General features: G+C 32.8%; 27 protein-coding genes. 13 read left to right on the forward strand and 14 right to left on the reverse strand.

What is annotated here, in order from left to right; translation table 11 throughout:
* Nucleotides 1-185 precede the first annotated feature (185 nt).
* Nucleotides 186-1,493, forward strand: coding sequence for a ribosome biogenesis GTPase Der (gene der / locus EB819_RS00825; RefSeq protein ID WP_069799639.1), 1,308 nt, complete (start codon nucleotides 186-188; stop codon nucleotides 1,491-1,493).
* A 135-nt stretch (nucleotides 1,494-1,628) separates the two neighbouring features.
* On the forward strand, nucleotides 1,629-2,279 hold the full coding sequence (gene upp, locus EB819_RS00830) for a uracil phosphoribosyltransferase (protein WP_069799638.1): 651 nt from the start codon (nucleotides 1,629-1,631) through the stop codon (nucleotides 2,277-2,279).
* A 3-nt stretch (nucleotides 2,280-2,282) separates the two neighbouring features.
* Here upp and EB819_RS00835 read toward each other — a convergent pair whose 3' ends face one another.
* Nucleotides 2,283-2,933 (reverse strand): ComF family protein, encoded by a 651-nt coding sequence (locus tag EB819_RS00835; protein ID WP_069799636.1) that lies wholly within the window; start codon nucleotides 2,931-2,933, stop codon nucleotides 2,283-2,285.
* 150 nt (nucleotides 2,934-3,083) lie between these two features.
* Nucleotides 3,084-3,533 carry a DUF4442 domain-containing protein gene (locus tag EB819_RS00840; protein WP_069799634.1) on the reverse strand — a complete coding sequence of 150 codons (450 nt, stop codon included), beginning with the start codon at nucleotides 3,531-3,533 and terminating at the stop codon, nucleotides 3,084-3,086.
* Nucleotides 3,534-3,644: 111 nt separating this feature from the next.
* On the opposite strand from EB819_RS00840, the gene EB819_RS00845 reads away from it, so the two are divergent.
* Complete coding sequence (locus EB819_RS00845; protein WP_245993190.1) at nucleotides 3,645-4,511, forward strand: hypothetical protein; 867 nt, start codon at nucleotides 3,645-3,647, stop codon at nucleotides 4,509-4,511.
* 73 nt (nucleotides 4,512-4,584) lie between these two features.
* Here the strand turns inward: EB819_RS00845 and EB819_RS00850 are convergent, their stop codons facing one another.
* A complete protein-coding gene (locus EB819_RS00850; protein WP_069799632.1) occupies nucleotides 4,585-6,714 on the reverse strand; it encodes a M3 family metallopeptidase in 2,130 nt (709 codons plus the stop codon).
* 125 nt (nucleotides 6,715-6,839) lie between these two features.
* On the opposite strand from EB819_RS00850, the gene EB819_RS00855 reads away from it, so the two are divergent.
* Nucleotides 6,840-7,643 carry a head GIN domain-containing protein gene (locus EB819_RS00855; protein WP_069799629.1) on the forward strand — a complete coding sequence of 268 codons (804 nt, stop codon included), beginning with the start codon at nucleotides 6,840-6,842 and terminating at the stop codon, nucleotides 7,641-7,643.
* Between the two features lie 103 nt (nucleotides 7,644-7,746).
* Here EB819_RS00855 and EB819_RS00860 read toward each other — a convergent pair whose 3' ends face one another.
* From EB819_RS00860 to EB819_RS00870, 3 genes are read right to left on the reverse strand one after another with little or no spacing between them, the layout of a single operon-like run.
* Nucleotides 7,747-8,541, reverse strand: coding sequence for a TPM domain-containing protein (locus EB819_RS00860; protein WP_069799627.1), 795 nt, complete (start codon nucleotides 8,539-8,541; stop codon nucleotides 7,747-7,749).
* Nucleotides 8,522-8,950 carry a TPM domain-containing protein gene (locus EB819_RS00865; protein ID WP_371461856.1) on the reverse strand — a complete coding sequence of 143 codons (429 nt, stop codon included), beginning with the start codon at nucleotides 8,948-8,950 and terminating at the stop codon, nucleotides 8,522-8,524. The genes EB819_RS00860 and EB819_RS00865 overlap by 20 nt, the downstream gene beginning before the upstream one ends.
* Nucleotides 8,950-9,558, reverse strand: a complete 609-nt coding sequence (locus EB819_RS00870; RefSeq protein ID WP_069799623.1) for a LemA family protein — start codon at nucleotides 9,556-9,558, stop codon at nucleotides 8,950-8,952. The genes EB819_RS00865 and EB819_RS00870 overlap by 1 nt, the downstream gene beginning before the upstream one ends.
* Before the next feature lie 86 nt (nucleotides 9,559-9,644).
* Between EB819_RS00870 and EB819_RS00875 the strand changes: the two genes are divergently transcribed.
* Both EB819_RS00875 and EB819_RS00880 read left to right on the forward strand, forming a co-directional pair.
* Nucleotides 9,645-10,139, forward strand: coding sequence for a dihydrofolate reductase (locus EB819_RS00875; RefSeq protein ID WP_069799622.1), 495 nt, complete (start codon nucleotides 9,645-9,647; stop codon nucleotides 10,137-10,139).
* Nucleotides 10,140-10,190: 51 nt separating this feature from the next.
* On the forward strand, nucleotides 10,191-10,757 hold the full coding sequence (locus EB819_RS00880; RefSeq protein WP_069799619.1) for a hypothetical protein: 567 nt from the start codon (nucleotides 10,191-10,193) through the stop codon (nucleotides 10,755-10,757).
* A 154-nt stretch (nucleotides 10,758-10,911) separates the two neighbouring features.
* Here the strand turns inward: EB819_RS00880 and EB819_RS00885 are convergent, their stop codons facing one another.
* From EB819_RS00885 to EB819_RS00895, 3 genes are all read right to left on the reverse strand, one after another.
* Nucleotides 10,912-11,544 carry a trimeric intracellular cation channel family protein gene (locus tag EB819_RS00885; RefSeq protein WP_069799617.1) on the reverse strand — a complete coding sequence of 211 codons (633 nt, stop codon included), beginning with the start codon at nucleotides 11,542-11,544 and terminating at the stop codon, nucleotides 10,912-10,914.
* A gap of 45 nt (nucleotides 11,545-11,589) precedes the next feature.
* Nucleotides 11,590-12,048, reverse strand: coding sequence for a pantetheine-phosphate adenylyltransferase (gene coaD, locus EB819_RS00890; RefSeq protein WP_069799615.1), 459 nt, complete (start codon nucleotides 12,046-12,048; stop codon nucleotides 11,590-11,592).
* Nucleotides 12,049-12,140: 92 nt separating this feature from the next.
* Complete coding sequence (locus EB819_RS00895; RefSeq protein ID WP_069799613.1) at nucleotides 12,141-13,124, reverse strand: D-alanine--D-alanine ligase; 984 nt, start codon at nucleotides 13,122-13,124, stop codon at nucleotides 12,141-12,143.
* A 105-nt stretch (nucleotides 13,125-13,229) separates the two neighbouring features.
* Between EB819_RS00895 and EB819_RS00900 the strand changes: the two genes are divergently transcribed.
* The 6 genes from EB819_RS00900 to murI all read left to right on the forward strand — a co-directional run bounded on the left by EB819_RS00900 (nucleotide 13,230) and on the right by murI (nucleotide 18,828).
* On the forward strand, nucleotides 13,230-14,213 hold the full coding sequence (locus EB819_RS00900) for a PASTA domain-containing protein (RefSeq protein ID WP_069799611.1): 984 nt from the start codon (nucleotides 13,230-13,232) through the stop codon (nucleotides 14,211-14,213).
* Nucleotides 14,214-14,281: 68 nt separating this feature from the next.
* Entirely contained in the window at nucleotides 14,282-15,346 is a 1,065-nt protein-coding gene (locus tag EB819_RS00905) for an RluA family pseudouridine synthase (RefSeq protein WP_069799609.1), read from the forward strand.
* Between the two features lie 87 nt (nucleotides 15,347-15,433).
* Nucleotides 15,434-16,384 (forward strand): PorP/SprF family type IX secretion system membrane protein, encoded by a 951-nt coding sequence (locus tag EB819_RS00910; RefSeq protein ID WP_069799607.1) that lies wholly within the window; start codon nucleotides 15,434-15,436, stop codon nucleotides 16,382-16,384.
* Nucleotides 16,385-16,431: 47 nt separating this feature from the next.
* Nucleotides 16,432-16,785, forward strand: coding sequence for a four helix bundle protein (locus EB819_RS00915; RefSeq protein WP_069799605.1), 354 nt, complete (start codon nucleotides 16,432-16,434; stop codon nucleotides 16,783-16,785).
* A 33-nt stretch (nucleotides 16,786-16,818) separates the two neighbouring features.
* Nucleotides 16,819-17,943 carry a radical SAM family heme chaperone HemW gene (gene hemW / locus EB819_RS00920; protein ID WP_074650920.1) on the forward strand — a complete coding sequence of 375 codons (1,125 nt, stop codon included), beginning with the start codon at nucleotides 16,819-16,821 and terminating at the stop codon, nucleotides 17,941-17,943.
* 63 nt (nucleotides 17,944-18,006) lie between these two features.
* The gene (murI, locus tag EB819_RS00925) at nucleotides 18,007-18,828 is read left to right on the forward strand and encodes a glutamate racemase (protein WP_069799601.1); all 822 of its coding nucleotides are present in this window, start codon (nucleotides 18,007-18,009) and stop codon (nucleotides 18,826-18,828) included.
* 9 nt (nucleotides 18,829-18,837) lie between these two features.
* Here murI and rsmD read toward each other — a convergent pair whose 3' ends face one another.
* The 3 genes from rsmD to EB819_RS00940 form a co-directional block, all read right to left on the reverse strand.
* Complete coding sequence (gene rsmD, locus EB819_RS00930) at nucleotides 18,838-19,413, reverse strand: 16S rRNA (guanine(966)-N(2))-methyltransferase RsmD (protein WP_069799599.1); 576 nt, start codon at nucleotides 19,411-19,413, stop codon at nucleotides 18,838-18,840.
* Between the two features lie 101 nt (nucleotides 19,414-19,514).
* Nucleotides 19,515-19,982 (reverse strand): glycosyl-4,4'-diaponeurosporenoate acyltransferase CrtO family protein, encoded by a 468-nt coding sequence (locus tag EB819_RS00935; protein WP_069799597.1) that lies wholly within the window; start codon nucleotides 19,980-19,982, stop codon nucleotides 19,515-19,517.
* Nucleotides 19,983-20,015: 33 nt separating this feature from the next.
* The gene (locus EB819_RS00940) at nucleotides 20,016-20,732 is read right to left on the reverse strand and encodes a DUF3822 family protein (RefSeq protein ID WP_069799595.1); all 717 of its coding nucleotides are present in this window, start codon (nucleotides 20,730-20,732) and stop codon (nucleotides 20,016-20,018) included.
* A 66-nt stretch (nucleotides 20,733-20,798) separates the two neighbouring features.
* Between EB819_RS00940 and EB819_RS00945 the strand changes: the two genes are divergently transcribed.
* Nucleotides 20,799-21,116 (forward strand): DUF6370 family protein, encoded by a 318-nt coding sequence (locus EB819_RS00945; RefSeq protein ID WP_069799593.1) that lies wholly within the window; start codon nucleotides 20,799-20,801, stop codon nucleotides 21,114-21,116.
* On the opposite strand, the gene EB819_RS00950 is transcribed toward EB819_RS00945, so the two are convergent.
* A complete protein-coding gene (locus tag EB819_RS00950; protein WP_069799591.1) occupies nucleotides 21,103-21,597 on the reverse strand; it encodes a DUF8465 domain-containing protein in 495 nt (164 codons plus the stop codon). The genes EB819_RS00945 and EB819_RS00950 overlap by 14 nt on opposite strands.
* A gap of 118 nt (nucleotides 21,598-21,715) precedes the next feature.
* Nucleotides 21,716-22,210 (reverse strand): metallophosphoesterase family protein, encoded by a 495-nt coding sequence (locus tag EB819_RS00955; protein ID WP_069799651.1) that lies wholly within the window; start codon nucleotides 22,208-22,210, stop codon nucleotides 21,716-21,718.
* Nucleotides 22,211-22,265: the final 55 nt, after the last annotated feature.

The following is a 22,265-nucleotide window of genomic DNA, read 5'->3' on the forward strand; positions in this document are numbered from 1 at the left end:
AATACAAAAAATATCTATATAATAATTGATTTTCTGATATTTATGTAATGGATGTGAAATTAATACTCGTTATAAATAAATATAAATCTTATCTTTGCAAAAATTTTAAGGCTCCCAAAGTGGGAGATACCTATTAATAACTTAATCCTATTTTATAATTTTTAGGGATTATTAATACAATTTTTATGAGTAATATCGTTGCAATCGTTGGTCGTCCCAACGTAGGAAAATCCACATTATTTAATCGTTTATTAGAGAGAAGAGAAGCCATCGTAGATTCTACAGCTGGGGTAACCAGAGACCGTCATTATGGTAAATCTGACTGGAATGGAGTAGACTTTACCGTAATAGATACTGGTGGTTATGATGTAGGTAGTGATGATATCTTCGAAGAAGAAATCCGTAAACAAGTTCAGTTGGCAGTAGATGAAGCCACTTCTATCATTTTTATGGTAAACGTAGAAGAAGGACTTCAAGATATAGACCACGAAATCTATAATCTTTTAAGAAAAGCCAATAAACCTCTATATTTAGTGGTGAACAAAGTAGATTCTGCTAAAGAAATGCTTGCTGCTACAGAATTTTATCAGTTAGGAGTAGAAAAATATTATACGCTTTCTTCTGCTACAGGTTCTGGAACGGGTGAATTGTTAGATGATTTAGTGGCAGATTTCCCAACTACAGAATACAAAGATCCTTTCGAAGGTTTACCTAAAATTACCATTGCAGGAAGACCAAACGTAGGAAAATCTACACTTACCAATGCACTTTTGGATGATAATAGAAACATCGTTACAGATATCGCAGGTACAACCAGAGATTCCATCGAAACGTTATATAACAAATTCGGGCACGAATTTGTATTGGTAGATACTGCCGGAATGCGTAGAAAATCTAAAGTTTCTGAAGACTTAGAATTCTATTCAGTAATGCGTTCTATTAGAGCGATTGAGCATTCTGATGTGGTGATTATCATGGTAGATGCTACTTTAGGCTGGGAATCTCAGGATATGAATATCTTTTCTTTGGCTCAAAAAAATAGAAAAGGAATCGTAATTGTAGTAAATAAGTGGGATTTGGTAGAAAAAGAAACCAATACCATGAGAGATTTCGAAAATAAAATCAAAGAAAAAATCGCTCAGTTTAATGACGTTCCCATTCTTTTCGTTTCTGCATTGACCAAGCAAAGAATCCTAAAAGCGGTAGAAACTGCGATGATGGTTTATGAAAACCGTAAGAAAAGAATCAAAACTTCTAAGCTAAACGAAATTTTATTACCCATTATTGAACAAACTCCACCACCTGCAATCAAAGGGAAATATGTGAAAATTAAATATATTACCCAATTGCCAACTCCAGTTCCGCAATTTGCGTTTTTCTGTAATCTACCACAATATGTGAAAGAACCATACAGAAGATTCATCGAAAACCAATTGCGTAAGCAATTTGATTTTACAGGAGTTCCTATTGATGTATATTTCAGACAAAAATAATTTACCAACCCTTTTAGAATTCTAAATTCTGAAAGGGTTTTTTAATTAAAATCGAATTGATGTTCAAAATCATTTTAAACAGACAAAAAATATCAATAAATTTGTAAAATATTCAATTAAACAAATCTGCACAACATGGTTACCGTATTATCAGAAAATTTCTCATTAGTCAATTCTTGGATCAACGAACTTAGAAACGTAGAAACCCAAACCAATAGAGCCAATTTCCGTAAAAGCATGGAAAGAATCGGCGAAATTGCAGCTTTTGAAATTTCTAAAGGTTTAGAAGTCAAAGAAATAGAAATTTCTACACCATTAGACAAAATTATGGTCAAAGAAATTGCAGTTCAACCAGTTATTACCACGATTTTACGAGCTGGAGTTCCGCTTTTTGAAGGAATTCTTAATTATTTTGACAAAGCAGACTGTGGTTTCGTTGCCGCTTACAGAAAACACGATGCCAATGATTATTTCTCCATAAAACAAGATTATCTTACTTGTCCTAGTGTAGATGGAAGACCATTAATCGTAGCAGATCCCATGTTAGCAACTGGCGCGAGTTTAATTGAAGCGCTGAAAGATTTATTAAACCACGGAACACCTTCTCAACTCCACATTGTAGCCGTTATTGCAAGTAAACAAGGCGTAGAAACGCTTTCCAATGCATTTCCAGATGCGCATATTTGGGTAGGAGCTATCGATGAAAATCTTACGTCAAAAGGTTATATTTCTCCAGGATTAGGAGATGCTGGAGATTTGTCTTACGGACAAAAATTGCAGAGATAATCACTACGAATCAAAAGCCATTACCAAAACACTCACTTCATTCCTTGGATTTTTCAGAATTTCCCAAGCAATGGCGCTTATTGTATTTCCCGTGGTGAAAACATCATCTATCAACAAAACATGTTTCCCGGAAATTTCTTCGGTTAGCGAGAAATCGTATTTCGTTTCGGCGCGGTGAGATTTGTCTTTTTGGGCTTGTGCTTTTTGGTAAGAATTTCTTTTAAGCGCTTCTTTATGATGTGGGATTTCCCAATTTTTAGAAAGCGTGTCTGCAAAAACATGCAACTGATTATAACCTCGTTTTTTTAATTTTTTAGGATGAAGTGGAACCGTAATTAAAACATCCGGTTTTTCTGAAAGGTAAATTCTTTCCAAAGTCCATTCAGCCATGATTTTTCCAACTTTTTCCTGAGAACGATATTTGAGTTGATGAATAATTTTTTGGCTCAATGCTTCTTCTTGAAATTCCATCACAGCATAAGCATTTTTCACGGGAAATAAAAGCTTACATCTCTGTTTCAGAGGATTTTCTTCGTAGAAATTAAAATGAGAAAACTTAATTTGAGGGAAACATACATGGCAAACCAATTCGTCTTTTGAAATGATGGTATTGCAATGTAGACATCTGTTCGGGAACAGTAAATCCAGCAGCATAGAAAATGGTTTTTAGTTTTAGAAAACTAAATTAGTGAAAAATAATAAACCAACCCGCTTTTTATGAGTGATTTTGATGATGTTTTCTCGCAGATTTGGCTGATTATGCTGATTTCATCTGCTAAATTTGCTTTATTAGTGAGAGTTTCTCTAGTTTTTCACTTTAAAACTCCAGGTAAAAGCAAATTTAGAAACCAAATCGCCTTTTTGGTCTTTACCTTCAGAAAACATGGTGAGAGTTTGTCCTTCTCTAGTTTCGATGGCTTTTTGTAAAACAGCATCCAATTCTTTTCCTTGATGACAAGAAAAAGTAACTCTACCCACTGCTTTTTTGGTAAATTCAGCTTGGTTATGAACCACCAACATAGAGATTTTTTTGCCAGATTTTCTAATTTTTTCGGCACAAAGAAACCCTGTAGAAAATTCTGCAGCCATTCCTTGAACTGCCCAAAACATAGAATTGAAAGGGTTTTGGTTCAGCCATCCAAATTTCACTTTGGTGATGCAGATTTCATCATTCATTTCTTTTAGGCGCACTCCTGCAATCCAAGAAATTGGGATTTTTAAAAACAGAAACAGATGGAGTTGGAATTTGTTCATGTCACAAATCTAAAAATTTTAAGTTTTAAAATGTTGAAAACTTATATGATGAGAATAGTTTTTAAGGGAAACAAAAGATATATTCCTTATTTTTGAATAAAATTAAAAACCATGAAAATTAAAACTTTTTACCTTTTATTGTTCGTGATGTTCAGTATTCAACTGTCAGCTCAAAATCTTGAAAAAATTGCACAAGAAATAAAAGACGAGGGCATTCAGCTTTACAGAAGTGAAATGGCAAGTTGGTACGGAACTGATGTTTTTATTGAAAACTATAAAGAAAGAGATAACATAGGTGGTTATTTTTCTTACATTAAAGAGGATGAAGTGCCAACTTGTGTATTTTATTCCAAAGAAAATAAAGTGATAGGAACCATTTCTTTTCCTACAAGTTATGAACCAAGGAATTCTAAATTAGATTTGTCTGTAAGAGATTTTACTGAGGTGGAAAAAGAATATTTTACCATCAGAAAAGCAGCTCAGGAAAGATTAAAAACAGATACCATTTTTAAATTTTACAATAATGTAAATTATAATATTGTTCCGATAATCAATAAAAATAAAGAGAAAAAAGTGTATTTTTTGAGTGGAACTAATCTCAATAATTTAGTGCTTTTTGGAAACGATTATTTAATTGATTTTAACAAAGATAATAGCATTAAAAAAGTGCAAAAATTGCATAATAGCTTGCTTTCTTTTAAAATTTATGATGAAAAAATTGGCAAAACAGTAAGCGGAGTTCATTCTCATGTTTTAGAAGATTGGCCATTTATTACACCTACCGATATTTGTACACTGATGCTCTACCAAAAATTCACCAATTGGGAAAGTTATACCGTGGTTTCTAAAAAATATACCAGCCTTTGGAATGCAAAAAGTAATCATTTGATGATTATGAAAACCGAAGTTTTAGAAAAAATTCAAGAAGACCAAAAGAAAAGACATCCTGAAAGATATCAAGAACAAGAGAAAAAATAAATAAAAAACCGCAGAAACGACTTCTGCGGTTTTTTATTCACTATTGACTTGCGAAGTAAAATTCACATTTTATCTATTTCACAAATCCTTTGTTTTGTAGAAGTGGTTTAATGTCTGGAGTTCTTCCTGTAAAATCTTTGAACGCTTGATTCAAGTCTACAGAATTTCCTACAGATAAAATATATTTTCTGAAACGGTCACCGTTTTCTCTGGTCATTCCACCATTGTCCGTAATCCATTTCCAAGCATCTGCATTTAAAACGTCGCTCCACATATAAGCGTAGTAACCAGCAGAATAACCGCCTCCCCAAATGTGAGCGAAATAAGGAGAATGATATCTTGGCGGAACTTGTGGCAAAGTAAATCCGTATTTGGTTAAGACTTCTTTTTCAAAATCTAAAGTAGGTTTTATTTCAGCTTCAGATTTTACAGAATGCCAAGCCATATCTAATGTTGCCGCAGAAACCAATTCTGTAGTGGCATAACCTTGGTTAAAAGTAGCCGCTTTTTTAATTTTATCTACCAACGTTTGAGGCATTGGTTGTTTGGTTTCGTAGTGTAGTGCATAATTTTTAAGAACTGAAGGCTCTAGCGCAAAAAATTCATTGATTTGAGAAGGGAATTCTACAAAATCTCTAGGAACATTGGTTCCAGAAATGGTAATGTATTTTTGGTTGGCAAAAAGTCCGTGTAAAGTGTGCCCAAACTCGTGGAACATGGTAGAAACATCATCATAAGAAATTAATGAAGGTTTTCCTGGAGCAGGTTTTTGGTAGTTGAAAACATTTACAATTACAGGTTTAGTTCCCGTCATGAATGATTGTTCTACGAAGTTGCTCATCCAAGCGCCACCATTTTTATTATCTCTGGTGTAAAAATCTAAGTAATAAATCGCTAAAGATTTTCCGTCTCTATCAAAAACTTCATAAGCTACTACATCTGGATGATAAACTGGTAAATCTTTTCTTTCTTTGAAGGTAATTCCGTAGAATTTTTCTGCAGCGTAGAAAACGCCTTTTTCTAAAACGGTGGACACTTCAAAATAAGGTTTGATTTGGTTTTCGTCTAAATCAAATTTTGCTTTACGCACTTGTTCTGCATAGAAATTCCAATCCCAAGGTGCGAGTTCGAAGCCGCCTTTTTGAGCATCAATTAGCGCTTGAATATCCACAATTTCTCTTTTCGCTTGCTCTACTGCAGGTTTTCCTAATTGGTAAAGAAGATCCATTGCATTTTCTGGTTTTTTTGCCATTTGGTCTACCAAATTCAGTTCAGCGTAAGAAGATTTTTCCATAAGATGCGCTTTCTCCATTCTCAGTTTTGCCTGTCTTTCCAGGATAGCTCTTGTATCATTTTCATCTCCTTTTTCTGCTCTGTACCAAGAAGCTTTAAATAATTTTTCTCTGGTCGCTCTGTTTTTAAGATTTTGAAGAAGCGGTTGTTGAGTAGTATTAAGCAAAGTCAAAAGATATTTGCCTTCATAACCAGCATTTTTAGCATCTGTAGCAGCAGCAGCGATTTCATCAGCAGATAGTCCGTCTAATTCCTTAACGTCTGAAATTAAAACAGCTCCTTTTTTTCTCGCTTCTAATAATTTACTAGAAAACTGAGTAGAAAGTGTTGCCAATTCTGCGTTTATTTTTTTCATTTGCTCTTTGTCGGCATCAGAAAGATTAGCACCAGCCAATTCAAAACGTTGCTTGTACACTTCTAATAATCTTTGATCTTCTGAATCTAAACCATCTGTTTTAATGGCTTTAATTCTGTTATAAAGAGCAGAATTTAAATAAATTTTATCTGCATGAGATGCAAAAATAGAAGCGTATTGTTCTTCTATTTTCTGTAGAGTAGGATTGGTATTAGAACCAGTAAGGTTGTAGAAAACAATTTGCGCACGTTTCAATACTTCACCGCTTTTTTCAAGCGCCAAAATGGTGTTTTCAAATGTTGCGGCTTCCTTGTTGTTAACGATTGCAGCAATTTCTGCTTCGTTTACTTTTAAACCGTAGTCAAAAGCGGGAGCAAAATGTTCGTCTTTAATTTTGTCAAATTCTGGAGCCTGATACTGCAATGTACTTTTCTTATAAAAAGGATTGTTTAAAACAGCAGTATCATCAATTTTTGGGGTATTTTCTTTCATGGTAGAACAAGAAATGCTGAAACCTAATGCAGACATCAGCAAAATTGATGTAATATTTTTCATTGTTAAATTGTTGAATATTTATAGGGTTAAAGATACAAAATTTGTAGAAAGCGATTCAGTATTCTTCTAAAAGGAATTTTGTAACAAAAAATAAATCTAAACGTCTAATTATTAAAATATTAATCATGCAAAAAACGATTCCTGTCTTTCTTTTAAGCTTATCATTAGCTTCTTGTATCAATGTGAAATCTGATAATGGAAGCATTGGTGATATTTTCACAGGCAAAAAAGGAAATGGACCGATGACTGAAAAAGTATTTTCGGGAGATTTCAATAGCATAGAAGTTTCTACTTCTATTCATGCAGATATTGTAAAATCTGATGTAGAAAAAGTAGTTATTTCTGCGCCTTCAGATATTTTAGAATTTGTGAAAGTAGAACAAAATGGACAAAACGTAAGAATTTATGTAGATTCTGATTATAGAAATCCCATTTCTACAGAAAGAGTAAAAGCAGTTGTTTATGCTAAAGATTTTGATGAATTGAGAGCGAATTCTAGTGCTTCTATAAAAGTGAAAGATACTTTTATGCAAGATAAACTGAAAGTAAATGTTTCTAGTTCTGCGGACGTTGACGGACATTTAGAAGCCAATCAATTGGATATTTCTGTAGGAAGTAGTGGTAGTTTTTCTGGAAAAGTTTGGGCAGATTATGCTCGTTTCGAAGTTTCTTCTAGTGGTGATTTTTCTGTAGATGGAAAAGTACAACATGGTAGCATTCACGCGAGTTCTTCTGGTGATTTTAATGGGAGAAATTTAGAAGTAAAAGAAGGAGAGTTTCATGCTTCGTCTTCAGGAAGTATTTCTGCGATGGTTTCTCAAAAAGCTTCAGCACAAGCGTCTTCTAGTGGAGATGTAAATCTTAAAAAACTAGGAAATCCTGTTATTTCTTCTTCTGAAAGCAGCAGTGGAAGCGTAAATATAAATTAGTAACTTTATTTTTCTTCATATTCCAATTTTATTAAACCGAAAAAGCAACTCGATTTTGAGTTGCTTTTTTATTTTTTTAATTTTTGTCTTGATTCAAAATTTTCTACCAACTTCCAGAAGCGCCACCTCCGCCAAAACTTCCGCCACCACCGAAACCGCCAAATCCACCGCTTGAACTTCCGCCACCGAAACCTCCTCCAAAACTTCCTGGGAAAAAACCACCTGGATAGACTCTTCTTCCTCTTCTGGTAAGAATCACATCTCCATCGTCATTGCCAAAACCTCCACCATTATTGCTTTTTGATAAAATATAAATAATGAAGAACAGAATAAGTGCAAAAATTAGAACGTGTTTCAGGGAAATATCAATCGGTTGAGGTTCTGATTCAGAAAGTGGTTTAAATTTACCTCTTACTGCATCCATTATTGCAGAAGTTCCAGCATTTATTCCTGCAAACCATTGACCTTTTTTGAAATTTGGCGTGACCAAATAATCTAGAATTTGCCCTGCAACAGAAGCCGTAAGATATTGCTCTACACCTCGACCTTGCTGAATAGACATTTTTCTGTCTTCGGTTGCAATAAGGAAAACAACGCCGTTATCTTGTTCTTTTTCTCCGATTTTCCATTTTTCTCCCCATTGTGTCGCTACAAAATTTACATCTTCTCCATTCGTTGTAGGAATAATGACTACCATAATTTCTGTAGAAGAAGAATCTGCAAATTTGATGAGTTTTTGATTAATTTCTTCTTTCTCCGTAGCATTCAGTAATCCTACTTCGTCATAAACAGGATAAATTTTACTAGGAGGTTCTGGAATGTTATATTGTGCTGAAATAAAACTATAACAGCTCAGTAAAACTAAAACGAAGAAATTTTTAAGAGAAGGTAATTTCATTAGGTAATTCATTGTGATTTTCTCCGTCAATAGGGAAGAATTTTTTCAATTCTAATCCGGTTTCTAAAATAGCATCTCGCAAACCTTCGAAATATTGACCTTGAGAGAAAGCTGAGGTTATTTTGTCATGCAAATCATTCCAAAATTTTTGATGCACTTTTTCATGTATGCCTTTGTCACCAATAATGGTTAAATATTTTTCTTCAAAATTTACATGAAAAAGTACGGCATTTCTTTCTTTGGTTTTATCCATTCCCAGAGATTTAAAAACGTCAAAAGCAATTTTGGCATTATTATCATCTGAGTTTTGGTCTATATGCACACGAATTTCTCCGGTAGAATGGTCTTCCGCTTGTTGAATGGCCTCCACAAGGGAAGCCATTTGAATATTGTTTAAAAAATTACTCATTATTCAGTGAAAACTTCAGGAGCTTTTTCAGCACCTGCATCTGCTTTAAATAAAGGTTTTTCTTTGAAATTAGAGAAATTTGCGATGATGTTATTCGGGAAAACTTTAATAGAAGTATTGTATTCTTTCACCGCTGCGTTATAGTTTACGGTTTCTGCTCTTATGCTGTTTTCAATCGCGGTATATTCTCTTTGGAAATCGATAAATTGTTGGTCAGCTTTTAGATTAGGATATTGTTCTACCACTGCCATTAATCTGCTCAAAGCACCAGACAATTCACCTTGTGCTGCTTGGAATTTTGCCAAATCAGCTTCGGTCATATTAGTTGGGTCGATGGTTACTTGAGTTGCTTTAGAACGTGCTTCGATTACTTTGGTTAAAGTTTCTTGCTCGAATTTAGCATAAGATTTTACGGTTCTTTCTAAGTTAGGAATAAGGTTTGCTCTTTTTTGGTAAACGGTTTCTACATTTGCCCATTTTTCGTTTACGTTTTGTTCGCTTCCTACAAAACCATTTCTAATGCCAATTCCCCAAAATATTACCAATGCAATTACGCCAATCAGCACCAAACCTATTGTTCCAATGCCAAAACATCCTTTGTTGTTCATAGTTTAATTTTTTTTAATTGTGTATTAAGTGATTCAGTAAACCAAATATACAAATATTATGCTAATTTTGTAAAATATAACTTAAAATGATTACAATAGTAGTAGCAATGGGGAAAAACAGAGAAATTGGTGTTGATAACCAGTTGCTTTGGCATTTACCTAAAGATTTAAAACATTTTAAAGAACTTACGAGTGGTCACCCAATTATTATGGGCAGAAAAACCTACGAAAGTATTGGTAAACCGCTTCCTAATCGTACAAATATTGTGATTAGTAGAAAAAATGATTGGTTCGAAGAAGGAATTCTTATTGTAGGAAGTATCAAAGAAGCACTGAAATTTGCCAAAAAAATAGACGAAAATGTTTTTGTCATTGGTGGAGGTACTATTTATGAACAAACGATAGATTTGGCAGATCAATTAGAGATTACTTTGGTAGATGCTACTTTAGATGCTGATACTTATTTCCCAAAAATAGACGAGAAAATTTGGCAGAAAATTCAAGAAACTTGCCATGAAAAAGACGAAAAAAATCAATATGATTTTTGTTTTCAAACTTTTACAAAAAAGACTAGCGTCTAATGTCTGAAATCTAACATCTAATTTTTATATTTGCACACTTAATTTTAAGAGATGAATAAGTACATAAAATTTTTAATTGCTGGCTTAATGATTGCTGCGGGAGTTTACCTGATGATGAACCGTCAAATAGGATGGGGAATTGTAGTAATATTCTTTTCGCTGAGTCCTATTTTATTATTTTTCAAAAATGAATACATCTTATTGGCTTTTTGGCAAATGAGAAAACAGAATTTTGTTAAAGCTGCACATTGGTTAACTTACATTAAAAATTACCAATCTCAGTTGCACAAATCTCAATATGGTTATTTCCATTATTTGCAAGGGTTAACTCTAGCGCAAGAACATCCCGCAAAAGTAGAACCATTAATGAAAAAAGCTTTAGAATATGGCTTAAATATGAAGCACGATAGAGCAATGGCTACCTTAAATATAGCTGCAGCAGCACTTTCTAAAGGAAGAAAAGCAGAAGCTCAAAAATTATTAGAAGAAGCTAAAAGATTAGACGATCAAGGAATGATGGCAGATCAAATAAAAATGATGAAAGACCAATTGAAAATGCCTTCTATGCAAAAACACATGCATAATCCACAAATGAGACACAGAGGAAAATTCTTCTAAAGAGCCAAGTTAAAAGTAAAAAGAGCCAAGGAACTGGCATGTTATAAATAAAACTTTTGAGAAATCTTTCAGAAGTTTTTTTATGGTTTGTCTTGTTATTCAGAGAGTTGCGAGATATAGGTTTTTTACTTACGACTTCGGACTTCCAAACTTCCTACATTTCTGCATCATTGAAATTTCCGTAGAATTTTGGCATTTGCCAATGGTATTTTACCGCTAGTGTTCTAATGCTTACAATAAGAAGAATGGTTAAGATTTGATTAATTTCTTCAGACAAACCACTGAAATTTTTCAGAAGTATGTAGACTATTCCACCTGCAATTGCTGCGGTAGCATAAATTTCTTTTCTGAAAATCAAAGGAATTCTGTTTAGCAAAATATCTCGGATAATTCCACCAAAACAACCAGTAATTGTGCCTAAAACGACTCCAATAACGGGATGTAAATCGGCATTTAATCCTTTTTGAACTCCAATAATTGTAAAAAGTCCCAATCCAAGACTATCAAAAATAAATAGCGTTACCTGAAATTTTTTCTCAATTAATTTGAATATCATCGTAAAAATAGCAGTGAAAAAAATCAAACTCACGGCTAATAAATCGTGCATCCAAAAAACAGGGACATCTAGTAATAAATCTCTTACGGTTCCGCCACCTACAGAAGTTACAAATGCAATAATAAGAACGCCAAAAGGATCAAAACGCTTTTGCATAGCCGCAAAACTTCCCGACATCGCAAAAGATACCGTACCAAGGACTTCTATTAAAAAGGTAAAATCTGGAAGCATGGGTAGAAAAAGTTTAAAAAAAAATCGAGTGAAAATTAAAAAATTCTAAACTCTCACTGCATCAGGAACAAATAATTGATATTCTCCTTTGTTAGAAATAATTTCTCTTACAATACTGCTACTGATAAATGATTTTCCAGAAGAGGTAAGTAAGAAAACGGTTTCTAATTTTCTTCTCGCCAAAGTTCTGTTGGTATGAGCAATTGCTTTTTCAAATTCAAAATCGGCAGGATTTCTGAGACCTCTCAGTATAAATTGAGCTTCTTTTTTGATGCAATAATCGATGGTTAATCCTTCAAAATAATCTACTTCTACATTGGGGAAATGTGCTACAGATTTTTGAATAAATTCCATGCGTTTTTCTAGCGGAAACATATATTTTTTCTGAGAATTCTGTCCGATAGCGATGATGAGTTTATCAAACAGAGGAACAGCTCTTTCAATAATGTCAAGATGTCCTAAAGTAATCGGGTCAAAAGATCCTGGAAATACAGCGATTTTCATTTTTTTAAGCTTTCTGCAGTCAGCAATCTGCCTTCTGCTATTGTTTTTTATAATTTTTTGCTGAAAGCCAAATGCCGACAGCAGATTGCAATTTACTTTTTAAGTGCTTTTTCTACTTCGTTTCCACAAAGGTCTTTGATAGAAATTCCGTAAATTTTTGCTTGTTGAGGTAAGATAGAAGCTGGTGAAAATCCAGGATTGGTATTCATTTCTAGCATGTAAGGCGTTCCATCCATAATGATGTATTCACTTCTAGAAAAACCGCTCATTCCCAAAGATTCATAGGCATGTTTTGCGATTTTTTCTACTTTATATCTGGTTTCTTCGTCTAATCTAGCGGGTGTAATTTCTTCGGAAGCACCTTCATATTTCGCTTCGTAATCGAAAAACTCTTTGTGTGGAACAATTTCTGTAATTCCCAAAACAATGGTTTCTCCTTTGTAATCGATTACACCTACAGAAACCTCCATTCCGTTTAAGAAAGATTCTATTAAAATTTCATCATCTTCTTTGAAGGCAAATTCTATCGCTGCTGCCAATTCAGATTTGGCTTTAACTTTAGAAATTCCGAGTGAAGAGCCACTTTGATTGGGTTTTACAAATAAAGGAAGTCCTAATTCTTCTACAATTGTGTCTTCATTAATATTTTCTCCTTTTCTCAGGTAAAAACTTTTTGCAGAAGGAATTCCGTATTTTGCTAAAACGGCAAGAGTATCTTTTTTGTTGAAAGTAAGAGCGCTTTTATAGAAATCACAGCCTGTATATTTTTGACCAATAGCATTCCAATAGCCTTGTAATTCACCATTTTCGCCAGGAGCACCGTGAATAATGTTGAAACAAACGTCAAATTTTAAAATTGCTCCGTCTGAAAGCGTTACAGAAAAATCTCCTTTGTTAATGGGAAGTTTTTCTTCATTTTCGTTTAAAAAGTACCATTCTTCTTTTAGAATTACTACTTTATAAACATTATATAAATCTCTGTCTAGAGAGTCATAAATTAATTGGCCACTTTTCAGAGAAACCTTGTATTCATCAGAGAAGCCACCCATTACTACGGCTACATTTTTCTTGCTCATACTTTTTAAAAAACTAATAAACGCAAATGTAATTATTTTTCAACTTAAATATTTCATAATTTTATATTTATATTTGCGTTTATATTTCGAATAAATAAAAAATTTATGCTTCGATCTTTTTTCCACTGGAAAGTTTTTGTAAACTTAATAGTAGCACTTGTAATTTTTGTAGGAGTAGTTTGGCTTACCTTTCGATGGCTAGAATTTCACACCAATCACGGTGAAGAAATTCAGGTTCCGAATGTTGTCAATATGAAGGTACACCAAGCAATAGAGGTTCTAGATGACCAAGGCTTAGAATATGAAGTAGATAGCTTTAAGTACGATCCAAAATTTAAACCATATCAAGTTCTGCAAATTTATCCATCACCTGGTTCTAGAGTTAAAGATGGAAGAACTATTGTATTAAAAGTAAATCCTAAAACTTATGCACCAGTTGCGGTTCCAGATGTTTTGGATAGATATAAGTATTTGGCTTTCAGGAAGTTTGATTTATTAGGTTTGAAAGTAGGAGATACTATTTATGAGCCTAATATTCAGAAAGATGCTGTCATTAGAATGATGTTTAATGGCAGAGTGATCAAACCGGGAGAAAAAGTGCCAATGTTTTCTACGCTTGATTTAGTCATTGGTTCTGGACCGATGAGAAACGTAGTGATTCCTAATTTGGTAGGAAGAACTGTGGCAGAAGCGAAAGCTATTATTGCTCAAAATTACTTTGAAGTAGGATTGGTAGAATATGAAGACGGACAAAATAATGATTCTGATATTATTTACTATCAAGATCCTGCAAGTGGTTCTGTAAGAGACCAAGGAATGCAAATAGATTTGTGGGCAAGTAAAAAAACACCTGCCGAAATGCAGTCTAAAATTCAAGAACTGAATAGTATTTATAGAACTACAGATATTAATACCATGCCAGAACCTTCTGACAATGAATTTATCCCAGTTCCAAGTGAAGAACCCGTAAATACTACACCAAAACCACCTGTAGAAAAACCTAAAACCACTACCAATACAAATAATACAAAACCTGCGGAAACAAAACCAGCAGAAGAAAAACCTGCAAAAAAGGTAATTGTAGAGTAGTTTTTTAGAAATTAAAATAATTTATAGAACTTTGCCGAAAATTTTTTGGCAAAGTTTTTTTGAATAATATGAGCGAAAAAGAAGATTTTTTAGAAGAAGATTTATTGTTAGAAGACGAAAATTCTAATGACGAAGAAAACTCAGGGTTGTTTGAACATCTCAATATTACCGTGGATAAAAAGCAAGAACCTTTGAGAATAGATAAATTTCTTTTGATTTATCGCCAAAATTCTTCTAGAAATAAAATTTCGCAAACGTGTAGAGCAGGAAACGTCATCGTAAATGGTAATCCTGTAAAACAAAATTATCGTGTAAAGCCGGGAGATGAAATTTCGGTATTATTAACGCATCCTCCGCGTGAAAATGTTATTATTCCAGAAGATATTCCTTTTAAAATTGTCTATGAAGATGAAGATGTCTTAGTGGTAGACAAAGAACCGGGAATGGTAGTACATCCAGGTTTTGGGAATTGGCAAGGAACATTGGTGAATGCAGTTGCATTTCATTTTCAGAAAAATGGATTTACTTCAGATTTAGATAGAGTAGGCTTGGTTCATAGAATTGATAAAGATACTTCTGGGTTAATCGTTTTAGCCAAAAATGAATATGCATTGAGCTTTTTGGCCAAGCAATTTTTTGACCGAAAAACCAAACGTTTGTATTGGGCTTTTGTTTGGGGAAATTTAGAAAATGACGAAGGAACAATCAGAGGACACATCGGAAGACATCAGAAAAACCGAATGCAAATGGCAGTTTATGAAGATGGAAGCCAAGGAAAACATGCCGTAACGCATTATAAAGTTCTAGAAAGATTCAAATACATGACTTGGGTAGAATGTAAATTGGAAACGGGAAGAACTCACCAAATTAGAGCGCATTTTAAACATATTGGTCATACGCTTTTTAACGACGAAAGATATGAAGGTCATCAAATTTTGCGTGGGGTAAACTTACCAAAATACAAGCAATTTGTAAAAAATGTCTTCGAAGTTTTACCTAGACACGCTTTACACGCTCATACTTTAGGCTTCATTCATCCTACTACAAAAAAAGAAATGTATTTTGAGTCACCGATGCCAAAAGATATGCAAGATGCGGTAGAAAAATGGAGAAATTACTTGCAAAATTCTTAATTCAAATCGTTTTCGGTCTGGTTTAAGACAAAGAAATTTTCAATTCCATACTTTTTACTTAAATTTGAAGTTTAGAAATTCACGACCATGAAAAAAATATTATTCACATTTTTTGCTGCTTTTTCAGGATTGAGCTATGCTCAAGAAACTATTCCTATGTATCAGCAGTATTTATTTGATAGTGAATTTCTCTTTAATCCAGCGCATATTGGTAAAACAGATGATGTAAATTTGGTTGCCAACTATCAAAAACAATTTTCAAAATTTGATGAATCTCCCAATGTACAATCGGTAGGAATTCATGCCAATGCTTTTGATAGAGTAGGAATAGGCGCTTATTTTTTCCGTGACCAAAACGGGCCAATTTCTGCAAACGGAATTGCAATTGGTGCTTCTTACTTTGTTCCACTCAGTGATGAAGATGGCAGAAAAGACCAATTTTCTTTCGGGACATCAGTAAATTTTTACAATCAGAACTTTGATGTTTCTAAAGTAAATGCGCAAGATCCAAATGATCCTTTGCTTTACGAAAATAACAACAGTATTTTCATTGCTTATGCTAACTTAGGATTACAAGCTACTTATAGCAGAGCTTTTGCGGGGATTTCTGTTGCAGATATTCCATTGAGTAACAATACACCAGTGGTAAATGGTATAGAACCGTCGCCAACCAGATTTTACCTTAATGCAGGATATGACTGGGAAATTACCGAAGGATTTTCGGTAGAACCTTCTGTGATGATGAATTTGAATACCAATTCATCTAGAATGTTTGACATCAATGTTCTGATGAAATTGTATGGTGAAAGTGATTATTTTGCTGCGGGAATCAATTACAGAACGGCAAAAAGTGCTGTGGGAAGCCAACAGTTAAGCATGTCACCTATTATTAAATTTAAACTCAATAAACTCCATTTCGGAGCTTCTTATAATTTAGGATTGTCTGATATTCAAGAATACGGCGGAAATTCGTTCATGCTCAGTTTAGGTTATGATATTCCTAATTTTATCAATCAAAGAGGATTTAGATATCGTTAAATTTGCTGGAAGCATGATGCTGGAAGTTTGATGTAATTTAATTGAAGATGAGCTTTAAATTTGAAAAATTAACAATTTGGCAAGACTCCATGAGTTATGGAGAAAAGATATTTAAATTGTCTTTTAATTTTCCAAAAGATGAAATATTTAATCTAACTTCTCAGATTAGAAGAGCTTCTGATTCAATCGCTCTTAATATTTCAGAAGGAAGTATTTTACAAAGTAATACTGAATTTAAAAAATTTCTAGGATATTCAATTCGTTCATTAGCAGAAGTGGTAACTTGTCTTTATAAAGCGAAGGATAGGAACTATATTGATGAGAGTGATTTTAAAGAATTATATCAAGAAGCATATAAATTAATGAATTCTATAATTGCATTTAGAAATAAACTCAATTAACTTCCATCATCCAACACCTAACACCCAACAAAATTGATTTACCTCCATATTCCTTTTTGCAAGCAGAAATGCAGTTATTGTAATTTTCATTTTTCTACTTCATTGAAGCAGAAAGACGAAATGATTTCGGCAATAAAAAAAGAAATTTTTCTAAGAAAAGAGGAGCTGGAAAACAAAACACTTTCGTCGCTTTATTTTGGTGGCGGAACTCCTTCTATTCTTTCTGTAGATGAAATCAAATCTTTAATAGATGAGGTTTTAAAGTATTTTGATTTTGAGAAGAATATTGAAATCACACTAGAAGCTAATCCTGATGATTTAGATAAAAATTTTCTGAAAGATTTAGCCAAAACCGAAATCAATCGACTTTCTATAGGAACACAAAGTTTTTTTGAAGAAGATTTAAAGCTCATGAATCGTGCTCATAATGCTTCTGAAGCCGAAAGCTCTATCAAAAGAGCACAAGATTTTGGCTTTGAAAATCTGAGTATTGATTTAATTTATGGTTCGCCGACTTCCAATTTTGAAATCTGGAAAGAAAATCTTCAGAAAATCATAGAGCTTCAAGTTCCTCACGTTTCTTCTTACGCATTGACCATCGAGCCCAAAACAGCTTTGAATGCTTGGATTAAGAAAAATAAAATCGCAGAACCGAAAGAAACAGAGCAAAATAAAGAGTTCTATTATATGTCTGATTTTCTAAAAGACAACGGGTTTATACACTACGAAATTTCTAATTTTGCTAAAATAGATTTTGAATCGAAGCACAATTCAGCGTATTGGAAATACAAAGAATATCTGGGAATCGGGCCTTCTGCACATTCCTATAACGGTAGAAACGAACGCAGTTGGAATGTTGCGAATAACACTCTTTACATTAAAAATTTAGCAGAAAATATTCTTCCCAAGGAAACCGAAAAACTTTCTGAAAAAGACCAGTACAATGAAATGCTCATGATTGGTCTCAGAACGATTTGGGGTGTAGATTTAGAAAAACTCCACGAAAAATTTTCTGGTGAAATTTTAGAAATTTTTAAAAACAGCATTCAGTCAAAATTAAAAGAAGGAATTCTTGTGATAGAAGAAAATCACTTAAAAATTCTAGAAAAACATTGGTTTTTAGCCGATGGAATCGCTTCAGATCTCTTTATTCTTTAAAAAATCTAAAATCTAAAATCTAAAATCTAAAATCTTTAGTATTTTTGTAAAAATTTCAAGCCTTTGAAACCAGATTATTCTCATCTTTCATCATCACAACCGATAGGGATTTTTGATTCCGGTGTTGGTGGACTTACCGTAGCCAAAGAAATAAAACGATTAATGCCGCACGAAAATTTTATTTATTTCGGTGACACTGCTCATTTACCTTATGGCGAAAAATCTAGAGAAGCGATTATCGGTTTTTCTTTAAAGATTACCCAATTTTTATTAGAAAATAATTGTAAAGCCATCGTAATTGCTTGTAACACAGCCACTGCAAATGCTTTGCAAGAGGTGAAAGAATTGGTGGGAAATCAAGCTTTGGTTTTTGATGTGATTAATCCAGTTGCAGAAAAAGTAGCTTTCGAGATTCACCAAAATGTTGGAGTTATTGCGACTAAAGCAACGGTAAATTCTGGTTTGTACAGAAAATCTATCCGAAAACTGAATAAATATATTCAAGTAGATGAATTGGCGACCCCTTTATTGGTTCCTGCCATCGAAGAAGGTTTTGTAAATCATCCAATTACACACGCGATTATTTATAACTATTTGAGCGACAAAAAGTTAAAGAATATTGAAACGCTTATCCTTGGTTGTACCCATTATCCGCTTCTAATTGAAGAAATTAAAAAATATTACGGAACCAGAGTAAGAGTCATTGATTCTCCTAAAATTGTAGCGAGTTATATAAGGGATATTTTGAGTAAAAATGACTTGCTTAATCCTCAACACGAGGAAGGAAACTCAGAATTTTATCTTTCTGACATCACGAAAAACTTCGAGAAAATTTCGAAAAAATTCTTCGGGAATAAAATTAGTCTAGAGCTGAAAAAACTTTAGAATCGAAAATTAAGCTTCAGAGGTTTCCTCATTTGCTTTCGCTTCAAAGAAAGAAAAGCTCACATTTCCGTATTTTCTGGTTTCGATTAATTGAGGATGCTCTAATTTCATTTTAGACTGATGTTCTAAAACAAAAGTTCCGTTTTCTTTTAAGAAATTATTATTGAGAACCAAAGAAATCAGTTCATTGTATTTTTTTTCTTCTAATTCAAATGGCGGATCTGCAAAAACAATGTCAAAAGTTTTCTTGGTTCTGTTTTTCTTTAACCATTCGAAAACATCACCACGTTGTACATTAATTTGAAGCGCCATTTCTAGTTCTGCGGCAGTAGAATTAATGAAAGCAGCATGTTTAGGATTCATTTCTACAGCGGTAACGTCTTTGCAATCTCTAGAAGCAAATTCTAAACTGATAGAGCCAATTCCTGCAAAAAGGTCTAAAACTGAGCAAAATTCTACCTCGTGACGATTCGCCAAAATGCTGAAAAGTGCTTCTTTAGCAAAGTCTGTGGTAGGTCTTACATCGAAATTTTTCGGCGCAGAAATTCTTTTTGCTTTCCATTTGCCACTTATAATTCTATACATAATTGATTTTTGATGATTGATAATTGATTAAAAAATCTGCAAAATCAGCGAGATTTAATAAGAAAGAACAAAATTTTTTTGCATTTTCTTGATTTTCAAAATTAATTCTTAAATTTAAAAATAAGTTTGTCAATTCTTCTTTTATTCTGTTGTTGTAGTAAAGAAGGATATAAATTCATTGCAATATTTACTAACAACATTACTGTTGCAAATAAATAATTTTGCTTAAAGTAAAGGATTGTAATAAAAATTAATACAAAAACAAATGCAAAAAGGTGATCTATTTCAGATTTAGTCATTTCGTTTCGAATATTTTTCAAATCAGTGATGTTTATTTTTCTCTCAATTTTAATTTTTTGATTTAAAAACTTAAAAAAAGTATTTCTTACAATCCATTTTATAACCCCAATTCCAATTATGTTGTTTGTTAATTCATTTTTAATGAAATTTAGATTTGATAATTGGTTATTATAAAAATTTGTCTTTTTAATTAGCGCAGTTATTATCATTCCTACAATAAAAGAGAAGAAAACAATTGAAATACTAAAACTTATATATTTAATAATCATGAAATTTATATTAGATTATTTTTCGTTAAAATTTTAAGAAAGAACAAAATTCTTTTTCGGAGCGTTGTCAAAATGAACTTTAATATTTTTAACAAACTTTCTCAATTCTGAAATAAAGGTTTCGTTTTCGTGAGTTTCTCCATAAATATGAAAATGCGTTTCTGCGAATCCAAAATTTATTTTGCTCAAAGAAAACATAATGAAATACAAGAAATCTACTTCAGAATCAGCATCTAAGTTATTGTAAAGTACCACTTTTTTATTTTCAAAAGCGAAAAACTCTACTTGATGATGATATAGATTGATGTGGATTTCTTTGTGGTTTTTAACAGTTAAAGCATTTAAAAACTTTTCGCCAGAAAAATTAAATTTCGTGGGTAATTTTTTTGCTTTAATTTTTTGGTAAAAATACTTTGGAAAAGTGTAGTAAAATTGCACCGCAAATTTTTTGTTCACAGAAAGCATCAATTCTTCGTTGGCTTCGTCTACAGGAGCGTTATAAGAAATCAGTTTATAGCCTAATTCGTGCTCTGCAAAAGTATCTGGAGTAAGCGAAAAATGATTGAGTGCAGAAATCACTTCTATTTCTTTGTAGTCATCAAATTTTAACACATCATCTAGTTTTTCTTCTACTAAATGAGGCGAAGTTTCTTCTGTTACGAAATGAAATGCTTCTTCTAGCACTGTTTTTCCTTTAGAAATGTGCCATTGTAAACCATCTTTGGTGAAAAGTAAAGAAAGTTTTTTCATAGTTTTTTACCAATAAATGCAAAGGTATTGATTTTTAAACTATTTTTGAAAGATAGTTAATGTAATATGAAAAATCTAGTTTTATTTATTGCACTTTTGAGTTTCACTTTTGGATTTTCTCAAGAGAAAAAGAAGCAAGTTGTAGAAGTAGCTTGCGGACAATGTCAATTCAAAATGAAAGACAAAAAAGGTTGTGATTTAGCAGTAAGAATTGACGGGAAAAGCTATTTTGTAGAAGGTACTAAAATAGATGAACACGGTGATGCACATGCTGATGACGGTTTTTGCAATGCAATCAAAAAAGCAGAAGTCATCGGTGAAGTGAAGGATGGAAAATTTGTGGTAAGTTATTTCAAATTGCTGCCAAATTCTACAAAAAAGTAACCAAGACATTTCCCGTGCTGTGATAGAAAAAATCATGGTCTTCGTACTCTATTCCCGCGAAACCTTGTAAAACTTCGTGTACCATATTTTGTAAAACGCCATCCCCAATTCCGTGGATGATGTTCAGTTTTTTTATGTTATTGTTTCTGCAATATTCTAATTTTTCAATCAGTTTTTCACGCTGAATCATCAATCTTTCCCAAGATTCAAAATCCTTTGGATTATTGACCAATTTTTCAAAATGTAAATCGATGGACTGCGGTTGAGTTTGATTTTTTTTAGAAATTTTGGTAGAGGTTTCCTTTTTTGCGGTGATAGAAATATCGTCATAAATATTATGATTGTGGAGTACGACTTTGCTTTTTTCAATGTCATAATGAAAACCGTGTTCGTCTTCTATTTGCACTAGATTTCCTTTGAAAGCAGAAATTTTCCCTTTCAAATCATCATCTATCACCGAAATCAAATCGCCTATTTTCACAATTTTTCATTTTTAAACATTAAGATTTTCATTTAGATATTAAGTTTCATTAAGTTTTTTGAAAATTTGAAGAATTTTCATCTTAAATTTCTTAATTCCTTACTTGAAACTTAATGGTTTATTTTAATCCCAATTCCACCACTTCTAAATTTTCAATTTTATCACCAATAATTTCAAATCTCAACATGGTTCTCATTTTATGCCAACCATGTTTTCCAGCAGCGCCAGGATTTAGATGCAGTATTTCTAGCTCTTTGTCATACATCACTTTTAATATGTGAGAATGTCCAGAAATAAAAATTTGAGGTTTTTCTTCCTTTAATATTTGTTTTACTCGTGGTGCATATTTATTTGGATATCCGCCAATGTGAATCATCGCTACTTTTACTTTTTCACACTCGAAAATATTTACTTCTGGGAATTCAGCTCTTATTTTTGCCTCATCGATGTTCCCGAAAACACCACGTAATGTTCCTATTTTTTTCAGTTCGTCTATAACTTCTAAATTTCCAAAATCACCAGCATGCCAAATTTCATCAGCATTTTTGGCATATTCTAAAATTCTGTCGTCTATATAAGAATGGGTGTCGGAAAGTAGAAGGATTCTTTTCAAAAAAATGTATTTTTGCAGTTGAATTCTACAAAAATATAAAAATTGCGCTACTTTA

Origin of the sequence: Cloacibacterium normanense, from assembly GCF_003860565.1 — a bacterium.
Taxonomy (GTDB): domain Bacteria; phylum Bacteroidota; class Bacteroidia; order Flavobacteriales; family Weeksellaceae; genus Cloacibacterium; species Cloacibacterium normanense.

Excerpts from the sequence above, each read along its gene's own strand:
- der (WP_069799639.1), top strand. The coding sequence starts at position 186 with ATGAGTAATATCGTTGCAATCGTTGGTCGTCCCAACGTAGGAAAATCC.
- upp (WP_069799638.1), top strand. The coding sequence starts at position 1,629 with ATGGTTACCGTATTATCAGAAAATTTCTCATTAGTCAATTCTTGGATC.
- EB819_RS00835 (WP_069799636.1), bottom strand. The coding sequence starts at position 2,933 with ATGCTGCTGGATTTACTGTTCCCGAACAGATGTCTACATTGCAATACC.
- EB819_RS00840 (WP_069799634.1), bottom strand. The coding sequence starts at position 3,533 with ATGAACAAATTCCAACTCCATCTGTTTCTGTTTTTAAAAATCCCAATT.
- EB819_RS00845 (WP_245993190.1), top strand. The coding sequence starts at position 3,645 with ATGAAAATTAAAACTTTTTACCTTTTATTGTTCGTGATGTTCAGTATT.
- EB819_RS00850 (WP_069799632.1), bottom strand. The coding sequence starts at position 6,714 with ATGAAAAATATTACATCAATTTTGCTGATGTCTGCATTAGGTTTCAGC.
- EB819_RS00855 (WP_069799629.1), top strand. The coding sequence starts at position 6,840 with ATGCAAAAAACGATTCCTGTCTTTCTTTTAAGCTTATCATTAGCTTCT.
- EB819_RS00860 (WP_069799627.1), bottom strand. The coding sequence starts at position 8,541 with ATGAAATTACCTTCTCTTAAAAATTTCTTCGTTTTAGTTTTACTGAGC.
- EB819_RS00865 (WP_371461856.1), bottom strand. The coding sequence starts at position 8,950 with ATGAGTAATTTTTTAAACAATATTCAAATGGCTTCCCTTGTGGAGGCC.
- EB819_RS00870 (WP_069799623.1), bottom strand. The coding sequence starts at position 9,558 with ATGAACAACAAAGGATGTTTTGGCATTGGAACAATAGGTTTGGTGCTG.
- EB819_RS00875 (WP_069799622.1), top strand. The coding sequence starts at position 9,645 with ATGATTACAATAGTAGTAGCAATGGGGAAAAACAGAGAAATTGGTGTT.
- EB819_RS00880 (WP_069799619.1), top strand. The coding sequence starts at position 10,191 with ATGAATAAGTACATAAAATTTTTAATTGCTGGCTTAATGATTGCTGCG.
- EB819_RS00885 (WP_069799617.1), bottom strand. The coding sequence starts at position 11,544 with ATGCTTCCAGATTTTACCTTTTTAATAGAAGTCCTTGGTACGGTATCT.
- coaD (WP_069799615.1), bottom strand. The coding sequence starts at position 12,048 with ATGAAAATCGCTGTATTTCCAGGATCTTTTGACCCGATTACTTTAGGA.
- EB819_RS00895 (WP_069799613.1), bottom strand. The coding sequence starts at position 13,124 with ATGAGCAAGAAAAATGTAGCCGTAGTAATGGGTGGCTTCTCTGATGAA.
- EB819_RS00900 (WP_069799611.1), top strand. The coding sequence starts at position 13,230 with ATGCTTCGATCTTTTTTCCACTGGAAAGTTTTTGTAAACTTAATAGTA.
- EB819_RS00905 (WP_069799609.1), top strand. The coding sequence starts at position 14,282 with ATGAGCGAAAAAGAAGATTTTTTAGAAGAAGATTTATTGTTAGAAGAC.
- EB819_RS00910 (WP_069799607.1), top strand. The coding sequence starts at position 15,434 with ATGAAAAAAATATTATTCACATTTTTTGCTGCTTTTTCAGGATTGAGC.
- EB819_RS00915 (WP_069799605.1), top strand. The coding sequence starts at position 16,432 with ATGAGCTTTAAATTTGAAAAATTAACAATTTGGCAAGACTCCATGAGT.
- rsmD (WP_069799599.1), bottom strand. The coding sequence starts at position 19,413 with ATGTATAGAATTATAAGTGGCAAATGGAAAGCAAAAAGAATTTCTGCG.
- EB819_RS00935 (WP_069799597.1), bottom strand. The coding sequence starts at position 19,982 with ATGATTATTAAATATATAAGTTTTAGTATTTCAATTGTTTTCTTCTCT.
- EB819_RS00940 (WP_069799595.1), bottom strand. The coding sequence starts at position 20,732 with ATGAAAAAACTTTCTTTACTTTTCACCAAAGATGGTTTACAATGGCAC.
- EB819_RS00945 (WP_069799593.1), top strand. The coding sequence starts at position 20,799 with ATGAAAAATCTAGTTTTATTTATTGCACTTTTGAGTTTCACTTTTGGA.